The organism is Novosphingobium sp. (assembly GCF_965214355.1).
In the GTDB taxonomy this organism is placed as follows: Bacteria; Pseudomonadota; Alphaproteobacteria; order Sphingomonadales; family Sphingomonadaceae; genus Novosphingobium.
On record NZ_CBDCBI010000002.1, the window covers coordinates 105,261 to 122,731 of the forward strand.

Sequence of the window (17,471 nt, forward strand, 5' to 3'; positions counted from 1 at the left end):
CTTGATGACCGGGCCTGATACGGGGGCCGGCGAATGTCATGTCCTGCGCTCTGTAGTGCATCGGCATGACCGGAGGAAACCGGTTTTCGCAAACGCCCCTTGCATGGCGCTTTGGCCGGGGCCAAGTGCTTGCGTCATGACCGATGCCCGACCCACAGGTGACAGGCCGGCGGATATCGAAATCCGCATCGCGCCGGCGCGCGTGCCCTATCGCCAGGCGCTGGCCGAAATGACCGCACGCAACGCCGCGATCGGCGCCAATGGTACGGGTGGGGGCGCGACGCGTGAACTGGTGTGGCTGCTCGAACATCCGCCGGTTTACACCGCGGGCACCAGCGCCGCGCGCGAAGACCTGCTCGATGCGCGATTCGATGTGGTCGAGGCGGGGCGGGGCGGGCGTTACACCTATCATGGGCCGGGCCAGCGGATCGGATACCTGATGCTCGATCTGCGCGGCCGCTCGCGCGATGTGCGCGGATTTGTGCACGCGGTCGAAGGCTGGGTGATCGACACGCTCGGCGATTTCGGATGCGCGGCGTGGCGCGCGCCCGGGCGAATCGGTATCTGGACACGCGGCCCCGACGGCGCCGAGGCCAAAGTGGGCGCAATCGGCGTGCGCATCCGGCGCTGGGTGACGATGCACGGGTTTTCGGTCAATCTGTCGCCCGATCTGTCGCATTTCGGTGGAATTGTGCCGTGCGGCATTGCCGACTATGGCGTGACCAGCCTGGCCGCGCTGGGGCTGGATGTCAGCGCGGAAGCATGGGACAAGGCGTTGTTGGCGCGGATGGGGGCATTCCTGGCGCAGCTGGAACCGGAGACGACGGAATAATGCGGTTTTTGGTGATCATGCCGGTCTTGCTGGCGCTTGGCGGATGCGACAAAAGCGCGACGCCGCCCAAGGGCCTGGCTGCAGGCGCGCAGGTGCTGCCCGGCACGATCAGCGATGCGATGATCAATCTCGACCAGTCGCAATCGCATCCGTTGCTGAACCCCGACCAGAGCAAGCATGCGACCGCCGGCGACATCATGGGCGAACAGGCCAGCGACGCGGCCGATGGCAATGATGCGCCCGACATCGCCGATCCGGCCGCCGGCAAACCCGCGCCGAAAGCCACGCCGACCGATTGACGCGATCGGGACGTTGGCGCCGACCGCTCCAGGGTTAACCAAGACCGAGCAATGCCCTGGCCTGGCGCAGATGCGGCTGGTCGATCATCCGGCCGTCGATCTGCAACGCACCAACGCCGGGATTGTCGGCAAACGCCGCGACGATTGCGCGCGCTTCGGCGAGCGCGGCATCGTCGGGGGCAAAGGCGCGATTGATGATCGCGACTTGTGCGGGATGAATGGCCAGCATCCCGGTAAATCCGTCAGCCGCCGCCTCGGCCGCGGCCTGCGCCAGACCCGCCTCATCGCGGAAATCGGCATGCAGCGTGTCGATCGCCCAGCATTCCAGCGCGTGCGCGGTCAGCAAGGTCTGCGCGCGGACCAGGCGAAAGGCATCGGTCCAGGCGCCGCCGACCGTGCGCCGGCGCGTAACGCCAAGCGCGGCGCCAAGGTCTTCGGCGCCCCAGGTCAGACCCGCCAACCGGGGCAACGCGGCACGGGCATAATCGGGGATAGTGATCGCTGCGCGCGCGGTTTCGCTGACCAGCGGCAGCAGGCGGATCTGGCCGGGCGCCAGGCCGTGCGCCCGTTCCAGATCATCGATCAGCGCGCTGATCTGCGCGATGTCATCCGGCCCGCCCGCCTTTGGCACCATCACGCCCGCCGGCGCGGCAGCGACGATCGCGGCCAGATCATCGCGCCACCACGGGGTATCGGTCGCGTTGATCCGCACCCACACCGGCTGGTCGGCCGTTGCCGGCGCGCGCAGCCAATCGCAAGCCATGGCACGGCCCGCCGGCTTGCGATCGGCGGTAACCGCATCTTCCAGATCGAGGATCAGCGCATGCGCACCGGTGTCCCGCGCCTTGGCGAGCTTGCGATCGCTGTCGGCGGGAATGAACAGCCAGGAACGCGGCGCCTGCATGGTGTCAGGCCAGAGCCTTCGTTTCGGCCAGGGTCGGATAGTCGGTATAACCCGCCTCTCCGGGGAAGTACCACGATTGCGGCACATTGGTGTTGGGCGCCAGTGTTGCACCCACCCGGATGCGTTCGACCAGATCGGGGTTGGAAATGAACGGGCGGCCGAAACTGATCGCGTCGGCACGGCCGGCCGCGAAATCCGCTGCGGCATCGTCCGGGGTGTAATCGCTGTTCAGCACCAGCGGCCCGGTAAAGATCGAGCGGATCAGACCGTCCTGCTGTGGCACGTCGGTCTGGCCGAATGTGCCGTCCGGGCCCGGCTGGCGCAGTTCGAGGAAGCCGATGTTCAGCGCCTGCAGCACTTTGGCTGCTTCGCCGAAAATCGAAGCGGGATCGCTGTCATCGGTACCTTGCGAATCGCCATTGGGCGACAGGCGTACCGACACACGGTCCGCGCCCCAGACCGAGATCAGTCGCTCGGTCGCTTCGCGCAAGAGGCGCGTACGGTTTTCCACCGACCCGCCATACGTGTCGTCGCGCAGATTGGTGCTGTCGCGCAAAAACTGGTCGATGAGATAGCCGTTTGCCGCGTGAAGCTGCACGCCGTCGAACCCGGCCGCCTTGGCATTGCGCGCGGCGCGTTCGTAATCGTCGAGCAGGCGCGGGAATTCGTCGAGCGGCAGTGCGCGGGCGGCGACATAATCCTGCTTGCCGCGGGCGGTATGCGCCTGTCCCGGCGCGGTCGTGGCAGAAGCCGATACCGGGGGTTCGCCGCCCAGGAAATCGGGATGCACGATCCGGCCCATATGCCACAATTGGGCGATGATCCGTCCGCCGGCGGCGTGGACGGCCGCAGTCACCGGCTTCCATGCTTCGGTCTGCGCTGCGGTCCACAGGCCGGGCGCGTTGGGCCAGCCCAAGCCTTCCTGGCTGATCCCGGTCGCCTCGGTGATGATCAGGCCGGCTGTGGCGCGCTGGCGGTAGTATTCCACCATGATTGCCGTCGGCACATGATCGTCGGTGGCCCGGCCGCGAGTCAGCGGCGCCATGACGATCCGGTTGGGCGCAGCGATCGCGCCAAGCTGGATGGGTTGAAACAGGCTGTCGTGCGCGGGGTTTTCGGACATCGGGGGCAGGCCTCTTTTTGGAAAGTCGCGCGGGGACGCGACAGGAGTTTCGATATGCAACCTATTTAGGGATGCCCGCAGGCCCTGACAACCGCCCGCCTGCTAGAAATACTGCGCCGCAGCAAATCGCGGCTTGGCTCAGCGCGCGCCCAGGTCGCCAAGGCCCACGGTGCCCGACGCCATGTCGAGCATCGCATCGAGGCTTTTCTTTGCCGCCAGCCGCATCGTTTCCTCGATCTCGATCACCGGGGTCAGGTCGCGCAGCGCCAGGTACAGTTTTTCAAGCGTGTTCAGCGCCATGTACGGGCAGATGTTGCAGTTGCAATTGCCGTCGGCACCGGGTGCGCCGATGAACGTCTTGCCCGGCATGGCCAGTTCCATCTGGTGGATGATGTGCGGTTCGGTCGCGATGATCAGCGTCTGCGCGGTGGCGGCTTTGGCATAGTTCAGGATGCCGGTGGTCGACCCCACGTAATCCGCGTGATCGAGGATATGCGGCGGGCATTCGGGATGGGCGGCAACCGGCGCGCCGGGGTGCAGCGCCTTCAGCTTGATCAGCTCGGTTTCGCTGAACGCCTCGTGCACGATGCACACGCCCGGCCATAGCAGCATGTCCCGCCCGAACTTGCGATTGAGATAGCCGCCCAGATGGCGGTCGGGGCCAAAGATGATCTTCTGCTCGGGCGGGATTTTGGCCAGGATCGTCTCGGCGCTGCTGCTGGTCACGATCACGTCGGACAGCGCCTTCACTTCGGTCGAGCAGTTGATGTAGGTCAGCGCGATGTGATCGGGATGCGCTTCGCGAAAGGCGCGGAACTTGTCGGGCGGGCACGAATCTTCCAGGCTGCATCCGGCATCCATGTCGGGCAGGATCACGGTCTTGTCGGGCGCGAGGATCTTGGCGGTTTCGGCCATGAAGCGCACGCCGCAAAACGCGATGACCGACGCGTCGGTCGCGGCCGCCTTGCGCGACAGTTCAAGCGAATCCCCGATATAGTCGGCCAGATCCTGGATTTCCGGGCGCTGGTAATAATGCGCCAGGATCACGGCGTTGCGATCCTTGCGCAGCCGATCGATTTCGGCGCGCAAATCGAGCCCTGTAAGCGAGGGAGTCATGACCGTCATGGCATCAAATCCTTTGGGGCAATTTGGCGCGAATTAGGCCGAGACACCGGGCTCGGCAACCGTAACTTGCCACAGGTCACCGTGTGCGATCACGCGGCCCTGCTGTTGCAGATCGATCAGATGCGCCAGCACCGAGCGCCCGGCCGCGCCGACAAGACGCGGATCGAGCCCTTTGTACATCGCGGCGACGAGATCGGGGATCGTGCTCGCCGCGTCTGTCAGGCGCGTGACGATCTGGCGCTCGCGCTGGCGGCGATGGCCGATCATGCCGCGCACCAGCTGGCGCGGATTGTCGATCTGCGGCCCGTGCGCGGGGTAATAGACGCGGTCTTCGCGGTCCTGCAGCAGCATCAGGCTGGCCATATAGGCCGCCATGTCGCCATCGGGCGGCGAGACGACGCTGGTCGACCAGCCCATCACGTGATCGCCGGTAAACAGCGCCCCGCTCTCGACGAGGGCATAACACAGGTGGTTGCTGGTGTGCCCCGGCGTTGCCACCGCCGCGATAGTCCAGCCATCGCCGGTCAGGCGTTCGCCATCGGCCAGCACGCGATCGGGGCGGTAGTCGGGGTCGAACGCCGCATCGGAACGCGGCCCGTCATCCACAAAGGAGAGCGCGGCGCAGCCGATGATCGGCGCGCCGGTCGCGGCCTGCAGGGCGCGGCTGGCGGGGCTGTGGTCGCGGTGGGTGTGCGTGCACACGATTGCGGCCAGTTTCGCATTGCCGATGGCGGCCATAATGGCCTCGACATGGCCATCGCCGTTCGTGTCGGCGTGCCCGCTTTCCCCGCCCCCGGCCGGGCCCGGGTCGATCACTGCAACATTCGTGCCTGCGCCGACCAGATAGGTCTGCGTGCCGGTATAGGTATAGGCCGACGGATTGGGCGCGAGCACGCGGCGCACCAGCGGTTCGAGCAGCACCGACCGCCCGGTGGGCCAGGTGGCCGGATCGGCCAGGGTTTCGCCGGGCAGGTCGCCCAGGGGAATCGCTTGGGTCATGCCCCCTAGATGGGCACTGCGGTTGCGCGGCGCAACTTTTTCAGGTCACGCGCGCAATTGGGCCAGCGCCAGCCGGTCGCGCAGCCGTTCGATCGCGCCGGGCACGGGCGTGATTTCGTTGCGCCAGGCTTGTTCGAGCCGCTGGATCCGTTCGTACAGCCGCTCGCTTTCATGCACGAGCGCGCCCAGGTCTTCAGGCAGGCGCGCGACGATCGCCGCATCGCTGGCGGGAAAGTGCGTGATCAGGCGACCGTGGCGGCGCAGCTGGCTGGCGTTGAGCTGGCCGGCGAACCAGGCGCGGTGGTTGAGCAGCCAGGCCAGGCAATGCATCACGCGGGTGGTAGTGCGCAGCGCTTCGCATGTCAGCTCGATGCTGTCGGCTTCTGTATCGCAACCCGGCTGCACGACCCCGGCGGTTTCGCGCAATTCGTCAAACCGCGCGCGCGCGGCATCGGCCAGGACGAGCGCCTCGATGTACAGGGCTTCGACGATACGCGAATTGATGCTGGGCAATGACGTCATGCCACACGCATAGCGGTGTGCCGCGTAGGGGCTCAACCGGTCGTTTCTTCACCGGGCGGCGAAACTGTGTCGGATTGAAACGGTGCGGGGCGTCAGGCGATGATATCGGGAATCAGGTGGTCCTCGATCAGGCTGATCTGGTCCTTCAGCCGCAATTTGCGCTTTTTCAGGCGCGCGATCTGGAGCTGGTCGCCGGCGCCGGCCATCGTCAGGGCATCGATCGCGGCATCCAGATCACGGTGTTCCAGGCGCAGCCCGGTCAGCCGTTTGCGCATTTCGTCTTCGGTCACTCTGCCCGCAACTCCTGCTGAATCGAATGCGTCATAGGTCAGGTCGAGCCATGCTTGCCAAGCCCTTTCGACCTGGCTCGCAAACAATGCGTACCGACGCGATGATGCTTGCAAGATACGGCGATTGTGGGACCATGACAACGCACCCCTTGCCGCGGCTTTTTCACCGAACCGAGTCGCGACAGCGGATGCGCCAACAGCCCTTTCGGCATCGGCCGAAAAGGATCATTCCCACGGCTTTTTGCAGCGGGACATGTCGTCCCGATGACAAGCCCTGGCATGAAGGAGGTATTGGATGGAATCCTCACACTTCAGCGCGTTGCAAACCAAACACGCCGGCCTCGAACGACGAATTTCCGAGGAAATGGCCCGGCCTTCCCCCGACGGTATTCTTCTTAAGGACCTCAAACTGCGCAAGTTCAGGATCAAGGAAGAGCTGAGCCAGCCGCATTGATGTGATTCAGGGAACGATTTGCGCGTTCCGGTTCCCGGTTTCGGCCCCGCCCCCCATTGGGCCGGGGCCGGGGACTGCGCAAAGCTGACCTGCAGGCAGTTACGCCCAGCATATATAACGCCGCACGCTACCCCACCCTCAACCCCAATCCCACGATCCCCCAGCCACGATCCCCCAGCCCCGATCCACCAGCCCACGTCATCCCGGACTTGATCCGGGATTGTGCTTTCTTGTGCGCAACGCCCGGAAAACCGGACAAACCCGGTGGTAACTTGCGATCGGGAAGGGCGCGCCAATACGCATGTCAGCGCACATAGAAGCACAATCCCGGATCAAGTCCGGGATGACGTGGAGGTAGGGTAGGGAGCCGGCCCATTGTTTCGGGTAGGGAGCCTGCCCCGTTGTCATGACGTGCGGGACAGAGTGCGAACCCGCGCATTCGGGCACAGTGCGCGTGGATTGGCTTGCTCCAGATAAGGCTGCGCTCTTGCCTTGCAAAAAACACACCTTGCGTTAGGCCAAGCCAATGCCTCCGCAGACCGCCGCCGCCGCCGCAAGGGCGATCCTGAACTCGCTTCACGAGATAATGGCGTCGCGCAGCAGTGCGCAGGCAAAACTCAACCAGATCGTCGAAGTGATCGGCGCCACGCTCGATAGCGAAGTGTGCTCGATCTATCTGCTGCGCGAAGGCATGCTGGAACTGTATGCGACGCGCGGGCTGAACCAGCAGGCGGTCCACGTCACGCGCATGGCGGTCGGCGAAGGCCTGGTCGGCACGATCGCGATGAATATCGAATCGCTCAATCTGGCCGAGGCCGCAGCACACCCCGATTTCGCATTCCGGCCCGAAACCGGCGAAGAAAAATTCCACTCGTTTGCGGGTGTGCCGATCGTAAGGCGCCAGCGTGCGGTCGGCGTGGTCGCGGTGCAGCATGTCGAGCCGCGCCGGTACGAAGAAGTCGAAATCGAGGCGCTGCAGACGGTGGCCATGGTCCTGTCCGAACTGATCGCCAATGCCGGGCTGGTCGATGAAGACGACACGCACGGGTCTGGCGCGCATCTGACCGGGCCCGAGCGGTTGCAGGGCATGGCTTTGGTGAAAGGTATCGCCAGCGGCGCGGCGGTGTTTCACCAGCCGCGCGTGACGATCGAACAGGTCGTCGCCGACGATATCGAGGCGGAGCGCCAGCGCGTCTATCTTGCGTTCGACAAGATGCGGCAACAGATCGACCGCATGGCCAGCCAGGCTGAATTCGGCGCGGCCGGCGAACATGTCGAAGTGCTCCAGACGTACAAGATGTTTGCCTATGACGAGGGCTGGGGCCGGCGCATCAACGAAGCGATCGATTCGGGCCTGACCGCAGAGGCCGCGATCGAGCGCGTGCAGCAGCGCACCCGCATGCGCATGCGCCAGATCGACGATCCGCTGCTCGCCGATCGCATGCACGATTTGGAGGACCTGTCGAACCGGCTGCTGCGGATTGTCTCGGGGCAACTGGGCACCGCGGCCAGCATGGGACTGAAAGGCGATGCAATCCTGGTCGCACGCAACCTGGGTCCGGCGGAATTGCTCGAATACGACCGGCGCCGCCTGAAAGGCGTGATCCTCGAGGAAGGATCGCTGACCGCGCATGTCGTGATCGTGGCGCGTGCGATGGGCATTCCGGTAATCGGCCGGCTGCACGGGCTGCGCGGAAAGCTGCGCGAGGGCGACCAGCTGCTGGTCGATGGCGATCGCGGCGTGATCGATGTGCGCCCGACGCCGAGCATGGCCGAAGCGTTCGAGGCGCGCTTTGCCAAGAACCGCGAGCGCCTGGCGCATTATGCGGCGATGCGCGATGTCGTGCCGGTGTCGAAGGACGGCCAGCGCGTGACCGTGATGATCAACGCGGGCCTGCGCGATGACATGCCGCTGCTCAATCTGACCGGCGCGGACGGGATCGGGCTGTTCCGTACCGAATTCCAGTTTCTGGTCTCGGCGACATTGCCCGCGCGCGAACGGCAGACGCGGCTTTACCGCGATGTGCTGGAAGCCGCCGGCGACCGGCCGGTGGTGTTCCGCACGGTCGATATCGGCGGCGACAAGGTGCTGCCCTACCTGCGGCAGGACGACAGCGCGCTGGAGGAAAATCCCGCGATGGGCTGGCGCGCGCTGCGGGTTGCGCTCGATCGCGACGGCTTGCTGAAAGTGCAGGCGCGCGCGCTGATCGAGGCGGCAGGCGGGCGCACGCTGAACGTGATGTTCCCGATGGTGACCGAGCCGTGGGAATTCGACGCGGCCAAGGCCGTGTTCGAAAGCCAGCTGCAATTCCTGAAAAAGCGCAAGAAGCTGTTGCCCGAGGCGATCCGCTATGGCGCAATGCTCGAAGTGCCGGCGATTGCGGAATATCTCGATATCCTGGCGCCGCGTTTGTCGTTCCTGTCGATCGGCACCAACGACCTGACCCAGTTCCTGTTTGCCGCCGACCGGGGCCATCCCAAGCTGGCCGAACGCTATGACTGGGTTTCGACCGCGATCATGCGCTTTCTCAGCCGTGTCGTGCGCACCGTCGCACCGTTTGGCACCGATACCACGGTATGCGGCGAAATGGGCGGGCGGCGGCTGGAGGCGCTGGCGCTGATGGGCCTGGGCATTACCCGGCTGTCGATCACGCCGGCATCGGTCGGCCCGATCAAGGAGCTGGTCGGGCAGGTCGATCTGGGCGCCATTCGCACCGCGATGGACGGCTGGCTGGCGCAGCCGCCGCCAAGCATGCGCGTGGCGCTGCTGGAATGGGCGGCAAACCACGGTATCGATTGCGATTGAGTGATTGGGCGTTTTTCCTGCGTGCGCGACACCGGCTTGACCCGCGCACCGCAAACCCTGGCCATTTGACCGCGATTCCCGTTGACATTTCTCCGTTTGCAACCAAGCCTGATGCGTGAATGTTTACGATGCAAAGGGCTGCACAAAGGCAATGGATGACGCGCGCGAGGTGGTGCCCCGGGATGGCGATGATGATCGTGGGAACGACCAGCAAGCGATGAACGAGACCATGGCCGGCATCCCGGCGGTGCCGCCAACTGCGAGCGCGCGCTTGCGCACCGCGCGGGAAGCGCAGGGGTTGACCACGACCGATATTGCCGCGCGCACCCGCATTACCATCCGCCATGTCCTGGCGCTCGATCGTGGCGATCTTGCGGCGTTGCCGGGCCGGCCTTACGTCCTGGGCTTCGTCCGCAATTACGCGCGTGCCGTCGGGCTGGATGGCGCCGAACTGGCCGAATTGGCGCGTCAGGAAATGGACGCGGGCGTGCCGCGCGCGGCACCGCGCATGGTGCACCAGTTCGATGTCGACGATCCAGCCAAGACGCCGTCGCGGCTGGTGACATGGGTCGCTCTGGGCCTGGTCGTTGCGGTGCTGGCCGCAGGCGCGGTATTCTGGCGCAGCTATTATTCGCCCGATGCGGCACTGCCCTCGCTGGCCCAGCCCGATCAGCCCGCCGCCACGCCCGCTGCGGCCGGCGCGCCGGCGGTTGCACCGGCCGCGGTCGCCGGGGGCCCGGTGGTGTTCACCGCCAAAGAGAATGCCATCTGGGTCAAGTTCTACGACGGCCATGGGCAACAGCTGTTGCAGAAGCAGCTCGCCATGGGCGAGGCATACACCGTACCCGCCGATGCGTTCGAGCCGAAGCTGTGGACCGGCCGTCCGGATGCACTGACCGTTACTGTCGGCGGCCGGGCGGTTGCACCGATATCCGACAAGCAGGTGATCGTGCGCGATGTGCCTGTCACTGCGCAGGCGCTGCTGGCGCGGGGGCAGCCGGTGCCGGCTGCCGGCGCCACGCCGACGATGACGCCGGGCGCGGCTGCGCCGGTGGCGGGCGCGACCCAATCCGCGGCGCATCCTGCAACGCATATGGCACACGGACGGCTGCGCGAGTCGCCGGTTGATCACAATTCGGTCGATCTTGCACCGCCGACGACGGCGGTGCCCACTGCCGTACCAGCCCCGGCGGCACCACAATAGGTATTCGGGCAATAGGCGATTGGCGTGGGCGCTTTGCGCGCCTACGCATCAAGGCGTTGCTTGGCTTTGCGCCGGCGACCTGTTTTTGCGGGGACCATTGATGATTTGCCGATCCACGACCTGGTCGACGCGCCTGATGCCGCTGGTCCTGATCGCCTTGACTGTGCCCGCGCTGGTGCCGGTTGCGGCGCATGCGCAAGCCGACGGCACCGAGACGACCGAAGCGCGCTTGCGCCGGATCGAGGGCCAGATGCGCGCGCTGCAGCGCAAAGTGTTTCCCGATGGCGCAGGCAAGACCTTTGCCCCCGAAATCGCGCCGGGCGAGGCCACGGTGACAACCGCTGTACCCACGGGCAATGCCGGTGCGCTGGCCGATGTCCTGTCGCGGATGGACGCGGTCGAGGCGCAGATGAAAGCGCTGACAGCGAGCGGCGAAGACACGCAGAACCGGCTGGGCAAGCTGGAAAGCCGCGTCGGCGCGGTTGAAACGACACAGGCCAGCGCTGCTGCGGCGCCTGTGGCGCAGCCGCCGGTTGCCGCTCCCGTCGATGATACGCCCCCTTCGGCCAAGCCGGGCCGCCATTCGGCGAATGATGGCGCGGTTGCACCGTCCACGCCCGTTGCGGGGGATCGCGCGGCCGCGGTCGCCGCGATCAACCGGCCTTCGTCCGATGACAAGGGCGAAGACGCGTATATGTACGGATACCGGCTGTGGGAGGCGAAGTTTTATGCCGAGGCCGAGGCCGTGCTGCTCGATTTCGTAAAGCAGTATGCCAGCCACAAGCGCATCAGTTATGCGCGCAACCTGCTGGGCCGCGCTTATCTTGACGACAACAAGCCGGGTGCAGCGGCGCAGTGGTTTGCGCAGAACTACCGCGCGGACAAGACCGGCGATCGCGCGCCCGACAGCCTGCTGTACCTGGCCGTGGCGATGACCCGGCTGAAGGACACCAAGCGCGCGTGTATCGCGTTGGGCGAATTTCATCAGACGTATCCGGGCGAATCGGCTGGCCGGCTGAAAGGCCAGTACACCGCGGTAACCAAGACGGTGACGTGCAATTGACCGCAACGCACTGAGATTTCGGGCGGATTGGGCGCGGCTCTGGCCCGCCTGCCTGCCCGTCGGCTTGGCAGTGTCGGGTGGGCCCGACAGTCTGGCGCTGCTGATCCTGGCGCACGCGGCGCTGCCCGATGGCGGGTTTGCCGTTGCCACGGTCGACCACGGTCTGCGCCCCGAAAGTGCGGCCGAAGCCACCCATGTTGCCGGTATCTGTGGCGAACTCGGTATCGCCCACACCACGTTGTCGATCGCGATGGATCGGGGATCGGCCATGCAGGAACGCGCGCGCGACGCGCGGTATCAGGCGCTCGCGCACTGGTGCCGCGCCACCGGACTGGCGGCGCTGGTCACCGCGCATCACGCCGATGACCAGGCCGAAACGCTGATCATGCGGCTCAACCGGGGCGCGGGCCTGCGCGGCCTGGCCGCGATGCGCCCGATCGCCCAAGTGCCGGGCGACACGCTGCTGCCGGGCGACACGCTGCCGCTGCTGCGCCCGCTGCTGGGCTGGGCCCGCGCGTCGCTTGCAGACGTGGTTGATTATGCCGGCTTGGTCGCGATCGATGATCCGTCGAACCGCGATATCCGTTTCGAACGCGCGCGGCTGCGCACGCACCTGGCCGGTGCCCCCTGGCTCGACCGGCAGGGCCTCGCCGCCAGCACAGGGCATCTGGCGGAGGCGGATGTCGCGCTCGATTGGGCGGCCGCCGCCGTGCCCATCGGCGAGGCTGACGGGGGCCTGGCGCTTGAACCGGACCTGCCCCGCGCCCTGGCGCTCAGGGTGCTGGAACGGGTGATTGCGCGCCTTGGCGGCAGCACCCCGCGCGGCCGCGATCTTGCGCGGTGGCATGACAGGCTGGCGGCGGGGGACGTCGCCACGCTTGGCGGCGTTCGCGGCGACGGGCGGGCAAAGCCATGGCGATTTACGCTTGCGCCGCCGCACCGTTCACTGTGAACGAAAAAATGCGCAGGACCCGCGCAAATTCGGGTGCGCGGTTATATTGCCATTCACCCACGTCATCCTACATTGTGGTATCGAAGTGGTAGCACGACAGCGCCAGCATGATTCTGGCCGGCAGGAAGCGACAGGCAATGAACGAAGACCAGCCACAGGGTAACCCCTGGATCAAGAACCTCCTGGTATACGGCGGGATCTTTCTCGCGCTGTTGCTGGTGGTGTCGATGTTCAGCGCCCGCAGCGAAACCGCCGGCACCGTGATCGGCTATTCCGATTTCCGCGCGCATGTCGTTGCAGGCGACGTTCGCGAAGTGCAGATCGGCACCGACAAGATTACCGGCACGCTGAAAAACGAACAGCAGTTCCAGACCGTTCCTGTCCCCGGTGATGCCGATCTGACGCGCCTGTTGCAGGAAAAGGGCGTGCGTTACGCAGGCAAGGCGGCCGAAGAGCCCAATGTCCTGTTGTATATCCTCGCCAATTCGCTGCCGTTCCTGCTGATCCTGGGCATGATCTTCTTTGCCATGCGCCAGATGCAAAAGGGCGGTGGTTCGGGCGCGATGGGCTTTGGCAAGTCCAAGGCCAAGCTGCTGACCGAACGGTCGGGCCGCGTCACGTTCGATGACGTCGCCGGCATCGACGAAGCGCGCGAAGAACTGCAGGAAATCGTCGAATTCCTTCGCGATCCCACACGCTTTTCCAAGCTCGGGGGTCAGATCCCCAAGGGCGCGTTGCTTGTGGGCAGCCCCGGCACCGGCAAGACCCTGCTTGCTCGTGCCATCGCGGGCGAAGCCGGCGTGCCGTTCTTCACCATCTCGGGCTCCGATTTCGTCGAAATGTTCGTCGGCGTCGGTGCCAGCCGTGTGCGCGACATGTTCGAACAGGCCAAGAAAAACGCGCCTTGCATCGTCTTTATCGACGAAATCGACGCGGTCGGTCGCCATCGCGGCCATGGTCTGGGCAATTCGAACGACGAGCGCGAACAGACGCTCAACCAGCTGCTGGTCGAAATGGACGGTTTTGAAGCCAACGAAGGCATCATCATCATCGCCGCGACCAACCGTCCCGATGTGCTTGATCCCGCACTGCTGCGTCCCGGCCGCTTCGACCGCCAGGTCGTGGTGCCGATCCCCGATATCGAAGGCCGCGAAAAGATCCTGGGCGTGCACATGAAAAAGGTGCCGCTCGCCCCCGACGTCAATCCGCGCGTGATCGCGCGCGGCACCCCCGGCTTTTCGGGTGCAGACCTCGCAAACCTCGTCAACGAAGCAGCACTGCTCGCCGCTCGCCGCAACAAGCGCCTCGTCGCGATGCAGGAATTCGAAGACGCGAAGGACAAGGTCATGATGGGCGCCGAGCGCCGGTCCATGGTCATGACCGAAGACGAAAAGAAAATGACCGCCTATCACGAGGCCGGCCACGCCATCGTCTCGGTCAACGAACTGGCCAGCGATCCGATCCACAAGGCCACGATCATTCCGCGCGGACGAGCGCTCGGCATGGTCATGCGCCTGCCCGAGCGAGACAGCTATTCCTACCACCGCGACAAGATGCTGGCCAACCTGTCGGTCAGCATGGGCGGCCGCGTCGCCGAGGAAATCATCTTCGGCTACGGCAAGGTCTCGTCGGGCGCGTCGTCGGACATCCAGTACGCCACCGGCCTTGCCCGCAACATGGTCATGCGCTGGGGCATGTCCGACAAGCTGGGGCCGCTGCTCTATGAAGAAAGCCAGGAAGGTTACCTCGGCATGGGCTCGTCACAACGCACGATGATCTCTGACGAAACCGCCAAGCTGATCGACAGCGAAATCCGCCACCTGGTAGACGATGCCCACGCCCGCGCGACCACGATCCTGACCGAACACGCCGACAAGCTGCACCTGCTCGCGCAAGCCATGCTCGAGTACGAAACGCTGACCGGCGAGGAAATCAAGTCGCTGATCGAAAACGGCAAGCTCGACCGCCCCGACCTGACAACCGACACCTCGCGTCCGCCTTTGCCGCAAATCGTGTCGGTGCCCCGGGCAGGACGCCGGTTTATCGGCCGGGATACCGGCACGTCGCCGCAACCTTTGGGGGCCTGAGGGCCTCCGGCGGCAAAGGGTTATTACCCTTTGATCCCGTTACTTTCTGCGGCAGCCTCCTAATCGGTGCTTTGCGCCACAATCGCCAGAGTAAATATCCCCAGGGCAATGGCTGCCGCAACCAGCAGACCGAACGTGCGCAGGACCGCGCCGGGCCACGAACATTGGTAAGCGCCGCGTAGCTGCCGGTACATATGAACTGGCACCACCGCCGCGATCAGCCAATCGAACGACGCAAATCGCAGCCTGTCCGCTATCAGCATAATGACGCTGAGCAATGTCATGAAGCTGATCGAATACGTTACGAACACGGTGTGGTCGTAGATCGGAAAACGGCGGTCGAATGGAAACATCAGCCACACGAACGGGACCGAGATCGGTATTAGCAGCCAGCTGTACTTGTAGGCGTGGCTTTCGACTTTGTAGCGGACGAGCTCGGGATTTTCCCTGACGCTGGCGATCACGCGGTCAACAAAGGCAAGACCGGTCGGCATCCCGGTTATGGTCGCGGACTGCCCCTCGGGACTGATGCCGTGCCGAATCGAACTCAAGACGCTTTGCAATCTGGCGATACCGACGTCTGTGTCATGGGTGTCGTCATGGTGGGCCACCTCGGCGCGACGCTCGTCCTGCAATTTGCTGATCTGCGCCTCCACCTGCTGCAATTGCGTGGTCTGGCTGACACTGCTGCGTTGCGGTTCGGGCGGGGTGCCTTGCACGGTCAGCTGGATCGAGGCGTAGAGCAGAAACACGCAGAACAGGAATAGTGCGAGCGGCGAGATGAACCGGGTGCGTTGGCCGTTGATATACCGCCGCGTCAGCGCACCGGGTCGCGCGACCAGCAGCGGCAGCGTGTGCCAGATGCTGCTTTCGAAATGCAACACACCGTGGAGCAGGTCGTGAAAAAACGCCGCCAGCGTGCGGTGAGCATGCGCCGCCTGGCCACACTCGGTGCAGAACGGGCCGACCAGCGGCGTTCCGCAGTTCAAACACGCGGTTTCGTGCGTGTGGCCATCGTCCGGCATTGTCGGATCGGTGGCGCTATCCGGCAAATGGACGTTCTTTGCGGATCCGCCCTGTTCTCCGGCCAGTTCGGATATGCTCATGATTGCCCCCAAACCTGCAAAGCAGGTGCGATTTTACGCGCTGTTAACCCTGCGCGTGAGAGGGATCATACCGTGCTGGCTGTATAACGGAAAGACGACGCGCATGAGCTTTATCGGCTCCGATACCGCACAGTTCGAACCGCGCGGATTTGGCCGCGCGCTGCCGGGGCAGGCCGGCACGCGGCGCAGTGCGCTGTCGCATGCAGACGTGCGGCCGGCGCTGCTGCCGGCGTCCTTGCGCGATTGGCCGCATCCGCTGGCGCGGATATGGGATCGCTGGTGCCGCCGGATCGAAACGCGCTTTGCCGGGCAATCGCTGGCGGTGGACCTGCGCGACACCATCGGCAGCCGGAATTGGTTTGCCGGGCTTGCCCGCCTGATCGCGCTGGCGACGCTGGCGCTTGCATGCATGCCCCGCCTGACGCCATTCGAAGCGTCGCCGCTGCCGCTGCCCGGCGATAGCGAGCGATCCGAGTTTCACGCGCAAGCCATTGCCCCCCTCATCACCGGCGGTGCGACAGGGCGACATTTTGCCGCAACAAACAAAGTCGTGCGGCTCGATTCGGTGCCGGAACGCGCAACGATCGCGCTGGATGCCGTGCTGGGCGAAAACGATGACCTGGCGCACATGCTGCAACGCATCGGCCTGACCACCGGCGATGCCGATGCGGTCAAGGCCATGGTCACGCCGCTTGGGCCACCCGTACCGGGCACACGCTTTGCCATCACGCTCGGCCCCCGCGCTTCCGTGGGTGAGGCGCGGCCGTTGCAGTCGCTGACTTTCAGGCCACGCTATGATCTCGATGCCTCGATCGTGCGACAGGGCGGCGGGCTCACGCTGATCAAACACGACATTCCGGTCGATACTACGCCGGTACATCTGGTCGCAGCGGCCGGGTCCAGCCTGTATCGCTCGGCCCGCGCCGCCGGTGCCGCGCCCGAAACGGTGCAGGCCTATCTTCAGGCGATCGACCAGTATCTGCCGTTCGAAGCGATCGCGCCGACCGACCAGTTCGAGCTGGTGGTGTCGCACAAACAGGCGATCGACGGCACCAGGGGCGGATCGGGGCAGGATGGCGAATTGCTGTACGCCGGCGTGCTGCGCGAGGGCAAACCGCTGTTGCGGGTGATGCGGTGGGGCAAGGACGGCAATTTCTTCACGCCCGAAGCGTTCGCGGGTTCAGCGGATCAGGGTTCGGGATCAGGCTTGCTCGCGGCGCCGGTTGCGGGCAATATCACCTCGTGGTTCGGATACCGCCGGCATCCCATCCTGGGGTATGTACGCCTGCACGCCGGGGTCGATTTTGGCGCGCCCTATGGCACGCCGATCTTTGCGGTGACTGATGGCGCGGTGATCTATGCCGGGTGGCACGGCGGGCACGGCAATTATGTGCGCCTGACGCATGGCGGGGGCACCGACACCGCATATGGCCATATGAGCCGCATCGCGGTGGCCATGGGCCAGCATGTGTCGCGCGGGCAAGTGATCGGCTATGTCGGTGCGACAGGGCTCGCGACCGGGCCCCACCTGCATTACGAATTGTACCGCAATGGTCAGCCGGTCGATCCGCTGTCGATGCGGTTCGTCCCGCATCACAGCCAGGTCGATCCCGGGGAACTGGCGTCGTTTCGCGCGAAAATGAACGAATATCTGGCGTTGCCCCGGCTCGGTACACCGGCCCGCGGTTGAAAACCCTTTTGCGCG

The 17,471-nt window shown here is 65.2% G+C and carries 16 protein-coding genes; 9 read left to right on the plus strand and 7 right to left on the minus strand.

The annotated features are described in order from the left end of the window. Positions 1 to 136: 136 nt before the first annotated feature. Complete coding sequence (gene lipB, locus ACOOE2_RS01065; protein WP_420381179.1) at positions 137 to 832, plus strand: lipoyl(octanoyl) transferase LipB; 696 nt, start codon at positions 137 to 139, stop codon at positions 830 to 832. Beyond that, complete coding sequence (locus ACOOE2_RS01070; protein ID WP_420381180.1) at positions 832 to 1,131, plus strand: hypothetical protein; 300 nt, start codon at positions 832 to 834, stop codon at positions 1,129 to 1,131. Before lipB ends, ACOOE2_RS01070 begins: the two co-directional genes overlap by 1 nt. A gap of 34 nt (positions 1,132 to 1,165) precedes the next feature. On the opposite strand, the gene ACOOE2_RS01075 is transcribed toward ACOOE2_RS01070, so the two are convergent. The 6 genes from ACOOE2_RS01075 to ACOOE2_RS01100 all read right to left on the minus strand — a co-directional run bounded on the left by ACOOE2_RS01075 (position 1,166) and on the right by ACOOE2_RS01100 (position 6,094). After that, positions 1,166 to 2,035 carry an HpcH/HpaI aldolase/citrate lyase family protein gene (locus tag ACOOE2_RS01075; RefSeq protein ID WP_420381181.1) on the minus strand — a complete coding sequence of 290 codons (870 nt, stop codon included), beginning with the start codon at positions 2,033 to 2,035 and terminating at the stop codon, positions 1,166 to 1,168. 4 nt (positions 2,036 to 2,039) lie between these two features. Then, positions 2,040 to 3,158, minus strand: coding sequence for an alkene reductase (locus tag ACOOE2_RS01080; RefSeq protein ID WP_420381182.1), 1,119 nt, complete (start codon positions 3,156 to 3,158; stop codon positions 2,040 to 2,042). Between the two features lie 138 nt (positions 3,159 to 3,296). Beyond that, positions 3,297 to 4,283 carry a quinolinate synthase NadA gene (nadA, locus tag ACOOE2_RS01085; protein WP_420381183.1) on the minus strand — a complete coding sequence of 329 codons (987 nt, stop codon included), beginning with the start codon at positions 4,281 to 4,283 and terminating at the stop codon, positions 3,297 to 3,299. 33 nt (positions 4,284 to 4,316) lie between these two features. Continuing rightward, on the minus strand, positions 4,317 to 5,282 hold the full coding sequence (locus ACOOE2_RS01090; protein ID WP_420381184.1) for an MBL fold metallo-hydrolase: 966 nt from the start codon (positions 5,280 to 5,282) through the stop codon (positions 4,317 to 4,319). A gap of 45 nt (positions 5,283 to 5,327) precedes the next feature. After that, positions 5,328 to 5,804, minus strand: coding sequence for a DUF1465 family protein (locus ACOOE2_RS01095; protein WP_420381185.1), 477 nt, complete (start codon positions 5,802 to 5,804; stop codon positions 5,328 to 5,330). Between the two features lie 92 nt (positions 5,805 to 5,896). Next, positions 5,897 to 6,094, minus strand: a complete 198-nt coding sequence (locus ACOOE2_RS01100) for a YdcH family protein (protein ID WP_420381186.1) — start codon at positions 6,092 to 6,094, stop codon at positions 5,897 to 5,899. Positions 6,095 to 6,389: 295 nt separating this feature from the next. On the opposite strand from ACOOE2_RS01100, the gene ACOOE2_RS01105 reads away from it, so the two are divergent. The 6 genes from ACOOE2_RS01105 (at position 6,390) to ftsH (ending at position 14,660) form a co-directional block, all read left to right on the plus strand. After that, the gene (locus ACOOE2_RS01105; RefSeq protein WP_420381187.1) at positions 6,390 to 6,548 is read left to right on the plus strand and encodes a YdcH family protein; all 159 of its coding nucleotides are present in this window, start codon (positions 6,390 to 6,392) and stop codon (positions 6,546 to 6,548) included. A 526-nt stretch (positions 6,549 to 7,074) separates the two neighbouring features. Then, entirely contained in the window at positions 7,075 to 9,354 is a 2,280-nt protein-coding gene (ptsP, locus tag ACOOE2_RS01110; protein WP_420381188.1) for a phosphoenolpyruvate--protein phosphotransferase, read from the plus strand. Between the two features lie 217 nt (positions 9,355 to 9,571). After that, positions 9,572 to 10,558, plus strand: a complete 987-nt coding sequence (locus tag ACOOE2_RS01115) for a helix-turn-helix domain-containing protein (RefSeq protein WP_420381189.1) — start codon at positions 9,572 to 9,574, stop codon at positions 10,556 to 10,558. Between the two features lie 100 nt (positions 10,559 to 10,658). Next, positions 10,659 to 11,621: a hypothetical protein gene (locus tag ACOOE2_RS01120; protein ID WP_420381190.1), complete on the plus strand. Its 963-nt coding sequence runs from the start codon at positions 10,659 to 10,661 to the stop codon at positions 11,619 to 11,621. Between the two features lie 70 nt (positions 11,622 to 11,691). Continuing rightward, a complete protein-coding gene (tilS, locus tag ACOOE2_RS01125) occupies positions 11,692 to 12,573 on the plus strand; it encodes a tRNA lysidine(34) synthetase TilS (RefSeq protein WP_420384534.1) in 882 nt (293 codons plus the stop codon). Between the two features lie 137 nt (positions 12,574 to 12,710). Next, positions 12,711 to 14,660: an ATP-dependent zinc metalloprotease FtsH gene (ftsH, locus tag ACOOE2_RS01130; protein ID WP_420381191.1), complete on the plus strand. Its 1,950-nt coding sequence runs from the start codon at positions 12,711 to 12,713 to the stop codon at positions 14,658 to 14,660. 59 nt (positions 14,661 to 14,719) lie between these two features. On the opposite strand, the gene ACOOE2_RS01135 is transcribed toward ftsH, so the two are convergent. Further along, a complete protein-coding gene (locus tag ACOOE2_RS01135; RefSeq protein WP_420381192.1) occupies positions 14,720 to 15,766 on the minus strand; it encodes a DUF3667 domain-containing protein in 1,047 nt (348 codons plus the stop codon). A gap of 103 nt (positions 15,767 to 15,869) precedes the next feature. Here ACOOE2_RS01135 and ACOOE2_RS01140 point away from each other — a divergent pair, with 103 nt between their 5' ends. Continuing rightward, positions 15,870 to 17,456, plus strand: coding sequence for a M23 family metallopeptidase (locus tag ACOOE2_RS01140; protein WP_420381193.1), 1,587 nt, complete (start codon positions 15,870 to 15,872; stop codon positions 17,454 to 17,456). The last annotated feature ends 15 nt before the right edge of the window (positions 17,457 to 17,471 follow it).